This window comes from Agrobacterium sp. LMR679, from assembly GCF_027157905.1.
Classification (GTDB): Bacteria; Pseudomonadota; Alphaproteobacteria; order Rhizobiales; family Rhizobiaceae; genus Agrobacterium; species Agrobacterium leguminum.
This window is the reverse complement of sequence record NZ_JAPVOJ010000002.1, coordinates 510,156-527,432: the sequence shown is the minus strand read 5'-3', so window position 1 is coordinate 527,432 and position 17,277 is coordinate 510,156. Positions and strand designations below refer to the sequence as shown.

General features: G+C 60.0%; 16 protein-coding genes. 12 read left to right on the top strand and 4 right to left on the bottom strand.

Going from position 1 to position 17,277, the window contains the following annotated elements; genetic code table 11:
* Positions 1-132: 132 nt before the first annotated feature.
* Positions 133-909 (bottom strand): 3-hydroxybutyrate dehydrogenase, encoded by a 777-nt coding sequence (locus O3W47_RS13365; protein ID WP_269313936.1) that lies wholly within the window; start codon positions 907-909, stop codon positions 133-135.
* 231 nt (positions 910-1,140) lie between these two features.
* Between O3W47_RS13365 and O3W47_RS13360 the strand changes: the two genes are divergently transcribed.
* From O3W47_RS13360 to sbmA, 4 genes are all read left to right on the top strand, one after another.
* Positions 1,141-2,202 (top strand): LLM class flavin-dependent oxidoreductase, encoded by a 1,062-nt coding sequence (locus O3W47_RS13360; protein ID WP_269313935.1) that lies wholly within the window; start codon positions 1,141-1,143, stop codon positions 2,200-2,202.
* A 54-nt stretch (positions 2,203-2,256) separates the two neighbouring features.
* Entirely contained in the window at positions 2,257-3,009 is a 753-nt protein-coding gene (gene map, locus O3W47_RS13355; protein WP_003510360.1) for a type I methionyl aminopeptidase, read from the top strand.
* A gap of 297 nt (positions 3,010-3,306) precedes the next feature.
* The gene (locus tag O3W47_RS13350) at positions 3,307-4,497 is read left to right on the top strand and encodes an MFS transporter (RefSeq protein WP_269313934.1); all 1,191 of its coding nucleotides are present in this window, start codon (positions 3,307-3,309) and stop codon (positions 4,495-4,497) included.
* 183 nt (positions 4,498-4,680) lie between these two features.
* On the top strand, positions 4,681-5,958 hold the full coding sequence (gene sbmA, locus O3W47_RS13345; protein ID WP_080816126.1) for a peptide antibiotic transporter SbmA: 1,278 nt from the start codon (positions 4,681-4,683) through the stop codon (positions 5,956-5,958).
* 50 nt (positions 5,959-6,008) lie between these two features.
* Here sbmA and O3W47_RS13340 read toward each other — a convergent pair whose 3' ends face one another.
* Entirely contained in the window at positions 6,009-6,992 is a 984-nt protein-coding gene (locus tag O3W47_RS13340) for a polysaccharide deacetylase family protein (protein WP_269313933.1), read from the bottom strand.
* 150 nt (positions 6,993-7,142) lie between these two features.
* Between O3W47_RS13340 and O3W47_RS13335 the strand changes: the two genes are divergently transcribed.
* From O3W47_RS13335 to O3W47_RS13315, 5 genes are all read left to right on the top strand, one after another.
* Complete coding sequence (locus O3W47_RS13335) at positions 7,143-7,727, top strand: NnrU family protein (protein WP_269313932.1); 585 nt, start codon at positions 7,143-7,145, stop codon at positions 7,725-7,727.
* A gap of 155 nt (positions 7,728-7,882) precedes the next feature.
* A complete protein-coding gene (locus tag O3W47_RS13330) occupies positions 7,883-8,554 on the top strand; it encodes a tetratricopeptide repeat protein (protein WP_137003880.1) in 672 nt (223 codons plus the stop codon).
* A 132-nt stretch (positions 8,555-8,686) separates the two neighbouring features.
* Complete coding sequence (der, locus tag O3W47_RS13325) at positions 8,687-10,117, top strand: ribosome biogenesis GTPase Der (RefSeq protein ID WP_003524225.1); 1,431 nt, start codon at positions 8,687-8,689, stop codon at positions 10,115-10,117.
* A 214-nt stretch (positions 10,118-10,331) separates the two neighbouring features.
* Positions 10,332-10,940, top strand: a complete 609-nt coding sequence (locus O3W47_RS13320) for a DUF2026 domain-containing protein (protein WP_127757760.1) — start codon at positions 10,332-10,334, stop codon at positions 10,938-10,940.
* Between the two features lie 121 nt (positions 10,941-11,061).
* On the top strand, positions 11,062-11,673 hold the full coding sequence (locus O3W47_RS13315) for a hypothetical protein (RefSeq protein WP_269313931.1): 612 nt from the start codon (positions 11,062-11,064) through the stop codon (positions 11,671-11,673).
* Positions 11,674-11,861: 188 nt separating this feature from the next.
* Here the strand turns inward: O3W47_RS13315 and O3W47_RS13310 are convergent, their stop codons facing one another.
* Both O3W47_RS13310 and O3W47_RS13305 read right to left on the bottom strand, forming a co-directional pair.
* Positions 11,862-12,911 (bottom strand): bifunctional monoglucosyl/glucuronosyl diacylglycerol synthase, encoded by a 1,050-nt coding sequence (locus O3W47_RS13310; RefSeq protein WP_035240305.1) that lies wholly within the window; start codon positions 12,909-12,911, stop codon positions 11,862-11,864.
* A 171-nt stretch (positions 12,912-13,082) separates the two neighbouring features.
* Positions 13,083-14,003 (bottom strand): sugar kinase, encoded by a 921-nt coding sequence (locus tag O3W47_RS13305; RefSeq protein ID WP_170985844.1) that lies wholly within the window; start codon positions 14,001-14,003, stop codon positions 13,083-13,085.
* Between the two features lie 253 nt (positions 14,004-14,256).
* Between O3W47_RS13305 and bglA the strand changes: the two genes are divergently transcribed.
* From bglA to O3W47_RS13290, 3 genes are all read left to right on the top strand, one after another.
* Positions 14,257-15,921, top strand: coding sequence for a beta-galactosidase BglA (gene bglA / locus O3W47_RS13300; protein WP_269313930.1), 1,665 nt, complete (start codon positions 14,257-14,259; stop codon positions 15,919-15,921).
* Positions 15,918-16,376 (top strand): aminoglycoside 6'-N-acetyltransferase, encoded by a 459-nt coding sequence (gene aac(6'), locus O3W47_RS13295; RefSeq protein ID WP_269313929.1) that lies wholly within the window; start codon positions 15,918-15,920, stop codon positions 16,374-16,376. The genes bglA and aac(6') overlap by 4 nt, the downstream gene beginning before the upstream one ends.
* 306 nt (positions 16,377-16,682) lie before the next feature.
* The gene (locus tag O3W47_RS13290; RefSeq protein WP_127757764.1) at positions 16,683-17,234 is read left to right on the top strand and encodes a hypothetical protein; all 552 of its coding nucleotides are present in this window, start codon (positions 16,683-16,685) and stop codon (positions 17,232-17,234) included.
* Positions 17,235-17,277 lie beyond the last annotated feature (43 nt).

The window sequence follows — 17,277 nt, the reverse complement described above, 5'->3', positions numbered from 1 at the left end:
CCCTGCTTTTTTGACCGGCTGCCGAGCCGGTTTCTTGTCATTATCCCTGCGCATCATATGCACGCCCGCAGGTGTATATCGATTTCCGTTTTGGCAATTCATTGTTTCCAAAACGGAAAGAAAGTTCGGCAATTATTGCGCCGTCCAGCCGCCATCCACGGAAATATGGGTGCCGGTAATGTTGCTTGCGGCGTCGCTTGCCAGAAACAGCGCGGCGGCGGCCACATCGTCGACGGTGACGAACTGCTTGGTCGCCTGCAGTTCCAGCATCACGTCGTTCTTCACCGCTTCTTCGCTGATGCCGCGCACCTTCGCCATTTCCGGTATCTGCTTTTCGACGAGCGGTGTGAGCACATAACCTGGACAGATGGCGTTGACGGTAACCCCGGTCTGCGCAAGTTCGAGCGCCGCCGTCTTCGTCAGGCCCATGATGCCGTGCTTGGCCGCCACATAGGCCGATTTGAACGGCGAGGCGACGAGACCGTGGGCGGATGCGATGTTGATGATACGGCCTTTGCCGGCCTTCTTCATCAGCGGTATCGCAGCCCGCATAGTATGGAAGGAACTGGTCAGATTGATGGCGATGATCCAGTCCCATTTTTCCGTCGGAAACTCCTCGATAGGCGCGATATGCTGGATGCTGGCATTGTTGACGAGCACATCCACAGAGCCGAGTTTTTCGTGCGAGGATTGAATGAGATCGGCGATCTCGTCCGGTTTCGTCATGTCCGCGGGGTGATAAAGCACGCGCCCGCCGCTTTCCGCTTCCAGCAAAAGGCGAAGTTTTTCGATCTCGTCCTCATCGCCGAAACCGTTCAGCACAATATTGGCGCCCTCCCGCGCAAATCGCTGCGCAATCGCAAGGCCGATACCGCTTGTAGAGCCCGTCACGATAACTGTCCGATGCATGCTTTCCCCTTTTTGCATTACTTCGCACATGTTTAAGCAAGGTATGCCCAAAGGGGGCGGGCTGGCAATCGCCATTTCGGGCGCCATTTCGGGGAGCCCGGTTGCGCGGTGAAACAGGCCGCGCCCATCCATTTTTTCGAAGCTAAGCATCCAGATTTTGCGCCAGATTCTGCATTTGCCTGCCGGTGCTTCCGTCCCTATCTCTGAGGCAAGCAAACAGAGGTATCATCTATGGAACTCGGTCTTTACACATTCGCGGATGTCAATCCCAACCCCGCCGATGGCCGTGGGCCGGAAGGCGCGCGCCGGCTGCGGGAGCTCATCGAAGAGATCGAGCTTGCCGATCAGGTCGAGCTCGATGTCTTTGGCCTCGGGGAGCATCACCGTCCGGATTATGTCGTCTCCTCGCCCTCCACCGTGCTCGCGGCGGCGGCGGTGAAGACGAAGAACATCCGCCTGACGAGCGCCGTTTCGGTGCTGAGTTCGGACGATCCGGTGCGGGTGTTCCAGCAGTTTTCGACCGTCGATCTCCTGTCGAACGGCCGCGCCGAAATCATGGCGGGGCGCGGGTCCTTCATCGAATCCTACCCGTTGTTCGGTTACGATCTCGAGGATTACGATGTGCTCTTCGCCGAAAAGCTCGATCTGCTTCTGGCGCTGCGGGAGCAGGAAATCGTCACCTGGTCCGGCACCAAGCATCCCGCCATTAACGGACGCGGCGTTTATCCGCGTCCCTTGCAGGACCGTCTGCCGGTGTGGATCGCCGTTGGCGGCACGCCGCAATCGGTGGCGCGGGCTGGCGCCATGGGTCTGCCGGTGGCGCTTGCCATCATCGGCGGCGAATATCGCCGCTTTGCGCCTCTGTTCGATCTTTACCACGAGGCTGCGCGCCGCGCCGGGCAGGAAAAGACCAAGCTGCGCACCAGCATCAATGTGCACGGCTTCATTGCCGACACCACCGACAAGGCGGCGGACCAGTTTTATGGCCCGCAGGCGGAGGTGATGAACCGCATCGGCCGCGAGCGCGGCTGGGGGCCGACGAACCGTGCGCATTTCGATGCGGCACGGGGGCCGGAGGGCAATCTCTTCCTCGGCGAGCCGGAGCTGGTGGCGGAAAAGATCATCAAGGCGCATGGCGTGTTCAGGAATGACCGCTTCCTGCTTCAGATGGCCATCGGCCTGATGCCGCACGATCAGATCATGCGCGGCATCGAGCTTTATGGTACGAAAGTCGCCCCGATCGTCAGAAAAGAATTGACGGGGAGCGCCGATCCGGTGAAAGCCACGGCCTGATGATTGCCAAGGCGGGCGTTTTGAGACCCGCCATACAGAACGACGGACAGAGACATGGTCATTTCCACCGAAGAAGAACTGGTTCTGCTGAAGGACATCGGCCGTTTGTGCGCCGTCGCGATGCAGACCATGGCGGACGCGCTGGAACCCGGTATCACCACGGCCGAGCTGGATGCCATCGGCCGCAAGGTGCTGGAGGATAACGGTGCGCAATCGGCGCCGGAATTCTGCTACAAGTTTCCCGGCGCGACCTGCATCAGCGTCAATGAGGAAGTGGCCCACGGCATTCCGGGGCCACGCATCATCAAGGCGGGCGATCTCGTCAATATCGATGTCTCCGCGGTGAAGAACGGCTTTTTCGGCGATACTGGCTCGTCTTTCGCCGTGCCGCCGGTGAAGAAGGAAATCGAGCGCCTGTGCCGCGATGGCAAGCGCGCCATGTGGACGGGCCTGCAGCAGGTGAAAACCGGCAGGCCTTTCGCCGATATCGGCAATGCCATCGGCGCTTTTGCGAAAAAGAACCGCTATACGCTCATCACCAATCTCGCCAGCCACGGTATCGGCCGCTCGCTGCACGAGGAGCCGAAGGAACTGGCGACCTGGCCGGACAAGGACGAGCGGCGCATCATGCAGGAAGGCATGGTGTTTACCGTCGAGCCGTTTCTCTCGACGGGCGCCTATTGGGCCGAAGACGGCGATGACGATCCCTGGACGCTCTATAGCGATCCGAGTGCGCCGACGGTGCAGTATGAGCACACCGTGGTTGCGACGAAGAACGGGCCGCTGGTGCTGACGCTGGCTGAGTGAGGGCTACACCTGCCTCCGTCACCCTCGCTTTTAAGGTCGGAGCGAGCTCGTGCCGCTTGTTTCTTCTCCCCGACGGGGAGAAGTCCGCGGCAGCGGGATGAGGGGGCAAGCTCTCCGAAGTCCGGCAATGTTTCCCCCTCATCCGACCCTTCGGGCCACCTTCTCCCCCTCGGGGAGAAGAATACACGGCACCCTCGGAGCGCACCGACGCTCACCGCGTGACCGATAAAGGCGGCTTATGACGCCGATCAAAATAACTCGCTTGTCCCTTATCCGCCCCGTTGCGATAAGCCTTGAATGAGCATCGACAAGCCACTTTCCGCCAGACATCTGACTGCACTCGGATTTTCCGGGGCCTTGATGATGGCCTCCGCCATGGGGTTCGGCCGCTTTTCCTTCACCCCCATTCTGCCCGGCATGATGGCGGATGTTCCGCTCTCGGCGGGGGATGCGGGGATCGTGGCGGCGGGTAACTTCGCCGGTTATCTGGCGGGGGCGGTTCTGGCGGCCTATTCGTGGGGTTCGGGGCGGGAACGGCTGGTGGCGCTTTGCGGCCTGTTTTCCACCGGGGCATTGTTACTTGCCATGGCCGCTTTCAACTCCGTTGCGGCCTTCACCGTCATCCGGTTTCTGGCCGGCGTCGCCAGCGCGCTGACCATGATCTTCACCTCGCAGATCGTTATCGGCCATGCCGTCAAGGCGGGCAGGGACAGCATTCAGGCGCTGCATTATGGCGGCGTCGGCGCCGGCATCGCGATCTCCTCGCTTGCGGTCTATCTGATCGGCGTTGTTTTTGACGGTGGCGGCTCCTCATGGCGAGAGGAGTGGATCGCAGGCGCTGTCTTTTCCTTCATCACATTCATTCTCGTCTGGCGGGTGCTGCCCGCAGGCCCGCCGCGACATGCATCCTCGGTGGCGGAGCCGCAGCTCAACTGGACGCGGCCGCTCTTCCTGACAACGCTGGCCTATGGGCTTTTCGGTTTCGGTTACGTCATCACCGCCACCTTCATCGTGGCGATTGCCCGAATGGCCGCTGCCGGCGCTTTCGTGGAGTTTCTGGCCTGGTTCATCACCGGCTGCGCCGCCGCCATTTCGCTTTTCCTCTGGAAACCGGTCTTGAAATCGCAGGGGCTGAAACGCGCCTTCGTCATCGTTCTTGCCATGGAAGCCGCCGGCGTCTTCGCTTCCGTCATGCTGCCGCCGGTGCCGGGTGTTCTCGTCGGAGGCCTGCTTCTCGGGCTGACCTTCATGGTCATCACCGCCTATGGCCTGCAGCTCGGCCGGGAATTTGCCGGGCCGAGCCCGCGTCGCGCCTTTGCGCTGATGACGGCCGCTTTCGGCACGGGCCAGATTGTCGGGCCGCTGGCCGCCGGCTGGATTGCCGAGGCGACGGGAAGTTTTACCGCGCCCAGCATTCTTGCTTCCGCTGTGCTCGTCGTCAGCATTCTGCTGATGTTGCCGGTGCTCGCCACGGAGCGGCGGCGCTAGGCTGCGGGCCGTCTTTTCCTGTCTCTAATTCGGTGTTTCCGGCGGGCATCGCCGGCCATCTGCGCCTTACATCTTGTTAAGGTCAGCGCTTCTTCATTGCTGTGCACAAATTTCTGCCCTAGGTTCGGGCCAATAAGTGCTTCGCCAATAATGGCTGATTTCAAACGCGCGTGAGTTCGAAACGTGTTTCATTCCTTCTTTCCCAAACCGAAAATCTTCTTCACGTCGGCCGCGCTGTGGACAATCGTGTGCATCGTTGTCTGGTACAGTGTCGGCCCGCAGATCGGCGCGGCCATCGGCCTGCCGCCATTGGCGCCCGGACAGACCGCGCCCATCGGGCTCGCCTATTTCTTCTCGCCCGACAATCTTTGGTTCTATCTCTATTTCACGATCTTCGTCGCCATATTCGGCATTACATGGCAGCTGGTCGCGAAGGATCACCCATGGACCGCATGGTCCATCTGGGGATCGGCCTTCATCATTTTCATCGCCTATTTTGCGGTGCAGGTTTCCGTGGCGCTGAACAACTGGCGCGGCCCGTTCTTCGATCTTCTGCAAAATGCGCTCGCCAAGCAAGGCGACGTGACGGCCGCGCAGTTTTACGATTATCAGCTCAAGTTCCTTGAGATCGGCGCTGTCGGCGTGGTGATGAATGTGGTGACCGCCTTCTTCACCAACCATTATGTGTTCCGCTGGCGTACGGCCATGAACGACTACTACATGTCGAAATGGGACAAGCTGCGCCATATCGAGGGTGCATCCCAGCGTATCCAGGAAGATACGATGCGGTTCGCCAATATTCTCGAAGGGCTGGGCGTCACGCTCATCAATTCCGTGATGACGCTGGTGGTGTTCCTGCCGCTCCTGTTCCGCATGTCCGAACATGTGGGCGACCTGCCGGTCATCGGCGCCATTCCGCACGCGCTTTTCTGGCTGGCGATCGTCTGGTCGATCTTCGGCACCGCGCTGCTTGCGCTTGCCGGTATCAAGCTGCCGGGGCTTAACTTCCGCAACCAGCGTGTGGAGGCGGCCTATCGCAAGGAGCTGGTTTATGGCGAGGACCATGCCGACCGGGCCGATCCCGTAACGGTGCGGGAGCTGTTCGCCAATGTGCGCAGAAACTATTTCCGCATGTACTGGCACTATCTCTATTTCAACGTGGCACGTTATTCCTACGGCCAGCTCGATGCGATCTTCCTGAACTTCATCCTGATTCCGACATTCGTTGCCGGGCGGATCACCATGGGCATCTGGCAGCAGATCGCCACGGCCTTCGGTGAGGTCAGCAATTCCTTCCAGTATCTGGTGAATTACTGGTCGACGATCATCGAACTGCTTTCCATCCACAAACGTCTTGTGGCCTTCGAAGCCGCGATCGGTGACAAGCCGCTGCCGGATATTGATGAGCGCTATCTGCGACGCGAGGCTGAGGACGGCGAACTGGCGGCGAACCGCCCCTGAGCAAACAAAAAGGCGGCCAGACGGCCGCCTTTTTCATGAATCGAGAGGCTTCACCCCTCGGTCTTCTGTTTCTTCCGCGCCTCGATCATCGGCATCGCCTCGGCATAGCTCACACAGGCGACATCCTGCCTGCCGCAGACTTCGCGCAGCAGCCGTTCATAGGCGTTCCAATAGGCGCCGCCATTCATCTTCACGAAGTGAAAGCCCATCTGCAGCGGAATGCGCTCGCCATTATATTGTCTGTCGAATGCATTGCGGAAAGCCGTATAGGCGCGGTCCTCGAATTCCTTCGAACGATCCGGTGTCTCGACGCCGATGGAGTGGCGGATGAAGAGATTGTAGTCCATGGCGATGATCGGGCGGTTGCCCGGACCTTCGGGAATGAGCGGCAGGCCGAAATGCTCTATGCCGTCGCGCTCCACCGGCCATTCCGGTCCCTTGGTAATGCTGGTGGCGTCATAAACGAAACGGTGCTTTTTCTGCGCTTCGGTCAGCGCCGGCCCCTGCGAGAGATAGGGCGCGCGGAAACCATTGATCTTTTTCACCATCTCGCGCCAGCCTTCGGGTTCCTCGCCCTTCTTGCCGATCATCTGCCAGGCGTTTTCCAGCGTGCTGGTGAAGGTGGTGAATTCGCCGTCCCATTGTTCGGCGGTCCATTGCCCGCCATCGAAATGGCCGCAGGTGTGGTTGCCGATCTCGTGACCTTCGCGATAGGCGGCCCAGATGTTTCTGAGCCTTGCCTCCACCTCTTCCGGCGATTGGCCGAAACCGACATTGGAGCGACCCGCCTTCTGGCCGGGTCCCTGATAGGTCTTGGCGCTGGTCTTCCTGTCCATTACCAGTGTGCAGGCCAGGAAATAGGTGAAATGCGCGCCGACTTGCTTGCCCGTCGCCCGGCTTCTTTCCCACAGCGTATTGTCGCCCGCACCGTCGAAGGACACGATGACGAGCTGCTTCGGCTTCTCAGCCTCCTGCGCAAGAGCGGGAAGGGCGGCGAGAAGCGACAGGGAAAAGGCGGCAAATGGGCGAAACATCAGTTATCCGTCATATGAAACACCGTGGCCTTTTGCGGGTGGAATAAGGCGAAGCTTTGAATAGTCTGGCGTTTTCGTGACTTTCGGCCTAATTCCTGTTGCAGCTTGCGGTGATAGGGCCGCTTCGTTCCACCCGGGGGACCGTGTTTCATGCTTTTTCTCGCACTCTGTCTTGCCTTGTTCCTGCTGACGCATCTTTTGAAGGTGGTCGCACCGCAATTTCGCGCGCGGATGATCGCGTCGATGGGCGAAGGCCCTTTCAAGGGCGTCTATTCGCTTGTCAGCCTCATCACGCTCGGCCTCGTCATCTATGCCTTTGGCGAAGCGCGGCAGGAAACCGGAATGGTGTGGTATCCGCCGGTCTGGACGAGCCATCTCGCGGTGACCCTGATGCTGCCGGCGATGATCTGTCTTATCGCCAGCCTCATCCCGGCTGGCCACATCGCAGTGAAGACGAAGCATCCCCTCATCCTCTCGGTCAAGATCTGGGCGCTCGCGCATCTTCTGGCCAATGGCGAGACGTCTTCCATCCTCCTTTTCGCATCGTTCCTCGCCTGGGGCGTGGTGATGCGGATTTCGCTGAAGCGCAGGGAACGGGCGGGCGAAAAAGTGGTCCGGGACTTCGTTTCAGGCCGCTACGATCTGGTGGCCATTGTCGGCGGCATCGTCCTGTGGGGTGCATTCATCCTGAAACTGCACGAATGGTTGATCGGCGTTCAGCCCATCGTCCTGTAGGAAATCAACGTTTCCCCCTTACATATCAGGCAAAATAGGCTAGAAGGCCGACCATGACCCGGTCGGTCTTGCTTTTGCTGACCCGGGTAAGCGGCTTGGTATGTCCGCGAACGGATGGATCGGCGACGATCTCCGCGCGGGTAACGGAGAATTTGATGGCAAACGAAAATGATACCTTTATCCGCGAAGTGAACGAGCAGATCCGCTCCGAGCAGCTGTCGCGCTTCTGGGGCCGATACGGTATCGTGGTCGTTGGCGCCGCTATTCTCGTGGTTGTCGGCGCCGCTGGCGCCGGTATCTACGAATACTGGAACACCAGCCGCGCTTCCAATTCCGGCGACCAGTTCCTTGCGGCGCTGAAGCTCGCTTCGGACAACAAGACGGATGAGGCGCTGAAGGCCTTCGCCGATCTGGAAACCTCCGGTCACGGCAATTATCCGGTTCTCGCGAAGTTCCGCTCGGCCACGCTGCTGTCGCAGAAGGGCGATGCGGCCGGCGCCATCGCCGCCTTCACCGCCATCGGCAACGATACATCCGCGCCGCAGGTCTTCCGCGATACCGCCAAGGTGCGCGCCGCCTGGCTGCTGGTGGATAACGGCACCTACGATCAGGTCGTGGCGCTGGCGGAGCCGCTCAGCGCCGAGGGCCAGACCATGCGCGCCTCCGCCCGCGAAGCTCTGGGTCTCGCCGCCTACAAGGCCGGCGATTTCGCCAAGGCGAAACAATGGTTCGAGCAGATCGTCAGCGACACGCAGGCGCCGCGCAACGTGACGAACCGCGCGCAGATCATGCTCGACAATATCACCGCTTCCGGCAAGGCTGCCTAACGCCGCTGCGCCACGCAGGATCGCGCCGGCATTCTGTGCATTGCCAAAGCGATCCAACTCATTATTTTACGCATGTCCTTTGCCCAAAACAGGTAACGTTTTGGGCAGACGTGCTTTAAGGAACCAGGATCAATGAGCTTCACCGTCGCCATAGTCGGGCGCCCCAATGTCGGCAAGTCCACGCTTTTCAACCGTCTCGTCGGAAAGAAGCTGGCGCTGGTGGACGATACGCCGGGTGTGACCCGCGACCGCCGCCCCGGCGAGGCGAAGCTTGTCGACCTGCGTTTCACCATCATCGATACAGCCGGTCTGGAGCAATCCGGGCCGGAAACGCTTCAGGGCCGTATGTGGGCGCAGACGGAAGCGGCGATTGACGATGCCGATGTGACGCTGTTTGTCGTGGACGCCAAGGCGGGCCTGACGCCGGCCGACGAGACGCTGGCGGAGATGCTGCGCCGTCGCGGCAAGCCGGTGGTGCTGGTGGCCAACAAGTCCGAAGCGCGCGGCTCGGACGCCGGTTTCTACGACGCCTTCACGCTCGGCCTCGGTGATCCCTGCCCGATTTCGGCCGAACACGGTCAGGGCATGATCGACCTGCGCGACGCCATTGTCGAGGCAATCGGCGAGGACGTCGCTTTCCCGCCTGAGGTGGATGAGGCGGAGACGGATATCGTTCTGCCGCGCAGCGAGCCGGGCAGCGAGGACGAGGAAGACGAAGAGCCGGTTTACGATGAGACCAAGCCGCTGCGCGTCGCCATCATCGGCCGGCCGAATGCGGGCAAGTCGACGCTGATCAACCGCTTCCTCGGTGAAGACCGTCTGTTGACCGGCCCGGAAGCCGGCATTACCCGCGACAGTATTTCGGTCGAATGGGACTGGCGCGGCCGCACCATCAAGATGTTCGACACGGCCGGCATGCGCCGCAAGGCCAAGGTGACGGAGAAGCTGGAAAAGCTTTCGGTGGCGGATTCGCTGCGCTCCATCCGTTTTGCCGAAACCGTGGTGATCGTGTTCGACAGCACCATCCCCTTCGAAAAGCAGGATTTGCAGCTGGTCGATCTCGTCATCCGCGAAGGCCGCGCCGCCGTGCTCGCCTTTAACAAATGGGATCTGGTGGAAGACCCGCAGGCCTATCTGGCCGATTTGCGCGAAAAGACCGAGCGGCTTCTGCCGCAGGCACGTGGCATCCGCGCCGTGCCGATTTCCGGCCAGACGGGTTATGGCCTCGACCGGCTGATGCAGAACATCATCGATACCGACAAGGTCTGGAACCGCCGGATCTCCACCGCCCGCCTCAACCGCTGGCTGGATTCGCAGACCACGCAGCATCCGCCGCCGGCCGTTTCCGGCCGTCGCCTGAAGCTGAAATATATGACGCAGGTAAAGGCCCGCCCGCCGGCCTTTATGATTTCCTGCACGCGGCCGGAAGCTATCCCGGAAAGCTATACGCGCTATCTGGTGAACGGTCTGCGCAAGGATTTCGACATGCCGGGCGTGCCGATCCGTGTGCATTATCGGGGTTCGGACAATCCGTTCGAGAGCAAGGCGAAGAAGAGGCGGTAATCGGCCTTCGGTTTTAGGGCGCAACGATGCGGCATATTTCTTCTCCCCATCGGGGAGAAGGTGGCCCGAAGGGCCGGATGAGCGGGACAACCTCTCCGTATACTGCTGGCCTCGCCCCCTCATCCCGCTGCCGCGGACTTCTCTCCCCTCGGGGAGAAGAAACAAGGGGCATCCGCTCGTCCCAATTTTACCCGGTTTTGAAGAGTAAAAGACCATGCTGATCAAGCAGACCGATTATCACCGGATTTACCGCGTCATCAACAGCCTGCTCATCAGCCAGAATGCGGATCCCGCCTCGGCCTCCATGTATTTCAGCACCTTCGGCGCCTTCATCCTGCAGCAGCATTACAAGGTGAAGGCGGTGCCGAAGGGCGGGCTTGCGGCCTATAATCTCGGTGGAACCGTGCTGCTGTTCGCCGATCACCGCGAAGACGGTTATGTGACGGGTGCGGGCGAGAACTTCCACTGCTGGGTGGAGGCGGATGGCTGGGCCATCGATTTCATGGCCCCGGCATTTTCGGAAGGCGCCGATGGGCTTTCCGTGCCGGCGAAAATGTTCCAGCGGCCGCTTGTCGCCATGGCGGCATCCATCAACGATCTCGGACAATCCGGCGATTTCTTCTACCGCTCCGAGCCTGAAGCCACGGCCAAGCGCTTTGCCGACTGGCACAAACAGGCGATGATCGGCGATATGGCGAGCGTTGCCGCCAACTGGTTCCGCAAGTCACCGAAACAGATGGCCGCATCGCTTTCGGTAACGGATCGCGACGGCAAGGCGCGGACCGTGCCGCTTTCCGGCCAGATGCTCACCGGAGCATGGTGAAGGCAGGTTAAGCCGCAGGGCGTCGATCCCGAAGGTTTTGTCAGCAAAAGGTCTTTTGATTTATAAGGGCAATGTTGCTACGCAGACTGGGCTTCAACAGCGACGGGATTGACGTGTTCCTATGGCCGATGACACCATTTCAATAAGCTTCACGCCCGATCCGAAACATGTGCCCGACTATGTCCACGGCTATCAACATCAGGCCTATGAAAATTACAGCATGATTTTCGACAAGGCCTGGGCTCGCCATTTTGCCTCGGCGAGAGTGAAGCTGTCGATATTTGCGGGAGTGGCTGCCGGTTTCATCTATTCCATAAGCCTGCCGTGGTTTCCGGGCGTCTGGCCGGTTGTCGGTTATTGGGTGTTTGCACCCGCACCGTTTGTGGCCCTCACCATCTGGTACATTATCTGGCAAGGCGCCAGACGGGAGATGAAATCCTACTACGAGGTCCTGGCACATTGGAATATTGCCAATGATCGGATGTATTCGCCTCACACAGAGGTCGAGATAGGACCCGACGGCTACAAGCAGGTCACAAGACTGGACACCGTGCAGTTGAGCTGGGCGCGCTACCATCTCGCACTCACGCCGCCGGACAGTCTGGTGCTGGTTTTCCATGGGACGGTGGCCGTCATACCCGACAGCGCCCTGCCGATTGCTGCAAAGGACATCATCGAGAAGATCAATCACTGGTGCGCAGCCCAGCAGAAAGAGCTTCTTCCCTTATCCTGAAGCAGCATCTGAAAATGGCGGTATCATCCGGAAACAGAGGACGGCCAGCGTGTTCTCGCGGCAGCCGCCTGACGTCAATCAGCAGCCCGACCCCGTTCTAAAGATAACGGCAGTCGCGTCCTGATTGCCTTGTGACATTCCCGCTTCGTTTCGTCCACCGTTCCCGAACAGAATCTCGGGGATCGCCCTCATGCAAGTTGAGAACGCGACAGCAGCGGCAGGGATTTTCCCGCCGCGTGGATGACATTGTCGAGGAACTGCCGCGAGGCCTTTTCCCAGCTGTAGCTTCTGGAAAGCGCCAGCGCCTCCTGCGGCGAACAATGAAGCGCCGCGAGACAGGCATCGCGAAGATTGTCGTCCAGCGCACCGGCTGCCGGGTTGCCGCCGAGAATATCGATCGGTCCGGTGACGGGGAAGGCGGCCACGGGCACGCCGCTTGCCAGCGCTTCCAGAATGGTGTTGCCGAACGTGTCGGTCTTCGAGGGGAAAACGAAGACATCGGCCTGCGCATAGGCGTCGGCCAGCTCCTCACCGGTCTTGACGCCGGTGAACAAAACGTCCGGATATTTCTCCTGCAATTCATGGCGGGCGGGGCCATCGCCGATGACCACCTTCGAACCCGGCAGGTCCAGTTCCAGAAATTCCGGCAGGTTCTTCTCCACCGCCACACGTCCCACCGTCATGAAGATCGGGCGCGGCAGGTCGAAAGGCAGTTTTGCTTTCGGGCGAGGATGGAAAAGCTCGGCGTCGATGCCGCGGCTCCAGCGCTTCAGGTTGCGCACGCCGCGCGCTTCCAGTTCGGTCTCAAGGCTCGGCGTCGCCACCATGCAGGTGTTGCCGCCATTGTGGAACCAGCGCACGAAGGCGTAAAGCCAGCTTTCCGGCACGGGGAAGCGCGCCGCCACATATTCGGGAAAGCGGGTGTGATAGCTGGTGGAAAAACGCATGCGGTTCTTCACGCACCAGCGCCGCGCCATGAAACCCAGCGGCCCTTCCGTCGCAATATGCACGAAGGAAGGCTGGCTTTTTTCGATCTCCGCCGCCACCCGACGATAACCCGCGACCGAGAGGCGGATTTCCGGATAGGTGGGGCAGGGGATGCTGTAAAAACTCTGCGGCGTGACCATGCGCACATCGACGCCGAGCCGCGCGAGTTCGGTATTGGTGTTTTCTATGGAGCGAACCACGCCGTTGACCTGCGGGTGCCAGGCATCTGTGACAATCGTGATTCTCGTCATGAAACACTGATCCTGCTCATCTGCGCGCGGGCGAATCCCCATTGCCCGGCTTCTGCCCGTATATGCGGCGTGCGTGTTACAGGATCATGTCAGGGTGTGTGACGGCGGGGAAGCGTGGTTTTTGCGCAGAAGTTGCGGTTGTTCACGGCGCCTCCCCGGTGCGACGGAGCCTTATCCCACCAGCGGCAGCAGCTCGGGGCTGATCAGCGCGCCGTGGTGACCAATGACGGTTGCCGCCGCCCTTGCCGCGAAGGTGGCCGCTTCCTCCGGGGAGCTGCCGGTCACATAGCGGGCGAGGAAAGCGCCGTTGAAGCTGTCGCCGGCGCTTGTCGTATCCACCACGTCCACAGCCTTCACCGCCGGGGCGTGACTGCGACTACCGCCGAAATCGAGCGTCGCGCCCTTGGCGCCGTCTTTCACGACGATGTTCTCGACGCCAAGTGAACGGTAGCGGTCGATGGTCGCTTCCACGGAGACATCGCCGAAATGGCTCGCCTCGTCATCGAAGCTTGGCATGACAAGCGTTGCGGCGCGTGCGCCGTTGGAGATGGTCTCAAGCATCGTATCCTTATCCGCCCACAGGCGCGGGCGGATGTTGGGGTCGAAGACCACCAGCTTGCCCGCTGCCCTGGCGCGGCGCAGTTCGGCGAGGAACGTATCGACATCATGGGCGGAGGCGAGAATGGCGAGCGTGATGCCGGAGAAATAGACCACATCGGCGCTTTCCACCGTCCTGCGCAGGTGGTCCGCATCGGCGGCCAGCTGCCTTGCGGCGGCGGCGTTGCGCCAGTAGCTAAAGGTGCGCTCGCCATCCTTCAGGTTGATGAGGTAAAGGCCGGGCGTGCCGCCCTTTATGCGGCGGATTTTCTCCGTGCCGATGCCGGCTTCCGCGATGAAGGCCAGCATATCTTCAGAGAGAGGATCGTCGCCGAGTGCGGTGAAATAATCGACCGACCAGTCGCCCGGCAGGCAGGCCCGGGCATACCATGCGGTATTGAACGTATCGCCGGCAAAACCCTTGCGCAGCAGCCCGTTGCCGGCCTGCGACAGTTCCACCATGCATTCGCCAATCGACAGAAACCGTCCGCCCACGCCGTCATCCTCCCGTTTTTTCCAGCCATGCGGCTTACGACGAGTGCGCGCCGCTGACAAGGGCGGTTGTGGCCGTTTGTGCATGTGCGAAGTTCCGGTTTACGCGGCGGCGACAGCTTTATATTCTCGTGCCACGGCGCTTTCGCTTTTCTTCGAATCGCGAAAGCGCCGTGTCTCTTTTACGCATGTCTCTTTCCCAAAACCGCGTCACACTTTTGGGAGACATGCGCCGGCCACCATCAGGAGATCGCCCATGCCGCTAACCCATGCCCCGGTCCACAAACCCCAAGCGCAATCGGACTGGTGGAAGGGAGCGGTGATCTATCAGGTCTATCCGCGCTCGTTTCAGGATACGACCGGCGACGGTTTCGGCGATCTTGCCGGGGTGACGAAACGCCTGCCCTATATCGCCTCGCTCGGTGTCGACGGCATCTGGCTCTCGCCCTTCTTCACCTCGCCCATGGCCGATATGGGGTATGACGTTTCCGATTATTGCAATGTCGATCCTATGTTCGGCACGCTTGCCGATTTCGACGCGCTGATGGCCGAGGCGCACCGTTTGGGATTGAAGGTCATCATCGATCAGGTCATCTCGCACACGTCGGACCAGCATCCATGGTTCGTGGACAGCCGGGCGAGCCGCACCAACAGCAAGGCCGACTGGTATGTCTGGGCCAATCCCAAGCCGGATGGCACCGCCCCCACCAACTGGCTTTCCGTTTTCGGCGGCCCGGCATGGGAATGGGACGGCGTGCGCAAGCAATATTACATGCACAGCTTCCTCGCCTCACAGCCGGATCTCAATTTCCACAATCGCGAGGTGCAGGATGCGCTCCTCGAAACCGTGCGTTTCTGGCTGGATCGCGGGGTGGACGGTTTCCGGCTCGATACCGTCAACCATTATTTCCATGACAAGCTTTTGCGCGACAACCCGCCGCTTTTCGACGAGGAAAGTTTCGGTCTCGATGCTTCCGACGTCAATCCCTATGGTATGCAGGACCATCTCTACGACAAGACGCGGCCGGAAAACGTGGCTTTCCTGAAGCGTTTTCGCGGGCTGCTCGACGACTATGAGGGCCGCGCCACGGTGGGCGAGGTGGGAGACGGCGCGCGGTCGCTGAAGACGGTGGCGGCCTATACGTCCGGCAATGACAAGCTCAACATGTGCTACACTTTCGACCTGCTGGGGCCGGATTTCAGCGCGAAGCATCTGCGCGCCTCGGTCGAGACCTTCGGCAAGGTGGTGACGGATGGCTGGGTGTGCTGGGCCTTTTCCAACCACGATGTGGTGCGCCACCTCAGCCGCTTTTCCGAAAGTGCGGAGGAGCAGGTGCGGGTGGCGAAGCTTGCCATCTGCGTTCTCGCCAGCCTGCGCGGTTCCATATGTCTCTATCAGGGCGAGGAACTGGGTCTGACCGAGGCGGAACTCGCCTTCGAGGATCTGCGCGATCCATACGGCATCCGCTTCTGGCCCGCCTTCAAGGGGCGGGACGGATGCCGCACGCCGATGGTGTGGGAGACCGGCAAGCCGAATGCCGGCTTTTCAAGCGCTGAAAAGACCTGGCTGCCGGTGCCCTATGTTCATGCCATGCAGGCTGCGGACGCGCAGGAGCGCAAGCCGGACTCGGTTCTGAACCATTACCGCGCGGTTTTGTCCTTCCGAAAAGGTCACGGCGCGCTGCGCGACGGTGATATGCACTTCATCAAGACCAATCTCGATGTGCTGGCCTTCACGCGCCAGAAGGGCGATGAAAAACTGCTCTTCGTTTTCAACCTCACCCGCGAACCGGTGGAATTCCCGATACCGAAGGCCATGCGGGTCACCGATATACTGCCGATGCCGGGTTTCGCACCGCTATTCGATGCGGGTGTCGTGAAGCTCGAGGGGCTGGATGTGTTTTGCGGGGTCGTTGCATGAACGGGCAATTTGTCATCGAAACGGCTGGCGAAGCATCGCTCGATGAGTGGTCCCTTCTGCGGCACCGTTTGTGGCCGGATGCTTCACCCGCCGAACACCGGGTGGAGTTGCAGGGCGTCTCCGACAATGAGATTGGATTTATTGCCTATGATCCGGCGGGCATGGCCATCGGTTTTGCCGAAGCCAGCCTGCGGCACGATTATGTCAACGGATGCGACACCTCGCCCGTGGCGTTTCTCGAAGGCGTCAACGTGGAGGAGGCATTTCGCAAACAGGGCGTTGCGGCTGCTTTGATTGCCGAAGTAACCCGTTGGGCGACCAGCAAGGGTGTGAGCGAGCTTGCTTCCGATGCCGATATTTCCAATGTCGATTCACACCGCATGCATGCGGCGCTGGGATTTGAGGAAACGCAGCGGGTGGTTTATTTTCGCAAGTCTCTGCCTCTGGGTTCATAACCTCCCGGCATTGTTCAGTCAGCGGATGATGTCAGTCTTCGCGGGCGCCTTCCGGCGATCACATGCGTTGCCATGATCGCGTCTTGGGTGGTGAATAGTACTATTTAAGTATTGATGAAATTTATAACATTTTCAAATTGGATTAATTCATGATTGGAAATTAAATATATTCATTTTGGTAATGGTTACGCAGTAATTTTTTCACATTTACTTCGCCGTTGGCGAGCCTTGGGCAAGCTTCCAGTATTAATCATTGAAACCTACAGATTTTTCGGTCTCCACCCATAAAGTGAAGCAGGGATTGTCATGTCCGTTTCAATCAAGAATTTCAATCAGCCCAATACCGCGAATTCCACCTCGCCGCGCGCCAAAGCTAAGGCCGCCCCTCCATCCATCCGAGAGGTCTTCCTTTCCGGACAATCGGCAGCCCGCGCATCAACACCGAAACCAGCCCCCAAAACCTCGTCAGCCGACTATATCGCATCGCCCGACTTCATGCGGAATCTGAGGGCCAAGCTTTCCCTGGCGGGGGACGATCCGGCGCAATATCTGCGCGCCCGGTCGATGATGAGCGCTCTCGAGCGTGGGGCCCTGCAGGTTTCGAACCCCACCCAGGGCAAAACGATCAATGCGTGGGATCCGAACCAGAAAAACGCCAAGCCGACGACAGCCACTGACATTGCCAAGACCAACTGGGTGGATTTCCTCAACACGCAGCTGAAGCGCAGCGAAGACGGTGCGCTTTCCAGGGATGGAAGCGGTAGCTATGTCGACAATGCGACGGGAAAACACGCCTATTTTGGCAGGGTCGCGGGCAAATATTATTACGTCACCTGGCCTTCGGAGACGAAAGCATGAGGCCGCTCTCGCGGCCTCAAAACGCGGATTGAGCGTTTTCCGC

What these genes read in the sequence shown, in the direction of transcription:
- map (WP_003510360.1), top strand. Translation starts at nt 2,257, where the DNA reads ATGGTCATTTCCACCGAAGAAGAACTGGTTCTGCTGAAGGACATCGGC.
- O3W47_RS13360 (WP_269313935.1), top strand. Translation starts at nt 1,141, where the DNA reads ATGGAACTCGGTCTTTACACATTCGCGGATGTCAATCCCAACCCCGCC.
- O3W47_RS13290 (WP_127757764.1), top strand. Translation starts at nt 16,683, where the DNA reads ATGTCCGTTTCAATCAAGAATTTCAATCAGCCCAATACCGCGAATTCC.
- O3W47_RS13365 (WP_269313936.1), bottom strand. Translation starts at nt 909, where the DNA reads ATGCATCGGACAGTTATCGTGACGGGCTCTACAAGCGGTATCGGCCTT.
- O3W47_RS13320 (WP_127757760.1), top strand. Translation starts at nt 10,332, where the DNA reads ATGCTGATCAAGCAGACCGATTATCACCGGATTTACCGCGTCATCAAC.
- O3W47_RS13310 (WP_035240305.1), bottom strand. Translation starts at nt 12,911, where the DNA reads ATGACGAGAATCACGATTGTCACAGATGCCTGGCACCCGCAGGTCAAC.
- O3W47_RS13330 (WP_137003880.1), top strand. Translation starts at nt 7,883, where the DNA reads ATGGCAAACGAAAATGATACCTTTATCCGCGAAGTGAACGAGCAGATC.
- O3W47_RS13335 (WP_269313932.1), top strand. Translation starts at nt 7,143, where the DNA reads ATGCTTTTTCTCGCACTCTGTCTTGCCTTGTTCCTGCTGACGCATCTT.
- O3W47_RS13350 (WP_269313934.1), top strand. Translation starts at nt 3,307, where the DNA reads ATGAGCATCGACAAGCCACTTTCCGCCAGACATCTGACTGCACTCGGA.
- O3W47_RS13315 (WP_269313931.1), top strand. Translation starts at nt 11,062, where the DNA reads ATGGCCGATGACACCATTTCAATAAGCTTCACGCCCGATCCGAAACAT.
- O3W47_RS13340 (WP_269313933.1), bottom strand. Translation starts at nt 6,992, where the DNA reads ATGTTTCGCCCATTTGCCGCCTTTTCCCTGTCGCTTCTCGCCGCCCTT.
- der (WP_003524225.1), top strand. Translation starts at nt 8,687, where the DNA reads ATGAGCTTCACCGTCGCCATAGTCGGGCGCCCCAATGTCGGCAAGTCC.
- bglA (WP_269313930.1), top strand. Translation starts at nt 14,257, where the DNA reads ATGCCGCTAACCCATGCCCCGGTCCACAAACCCCAAGCGCAATCGGAC.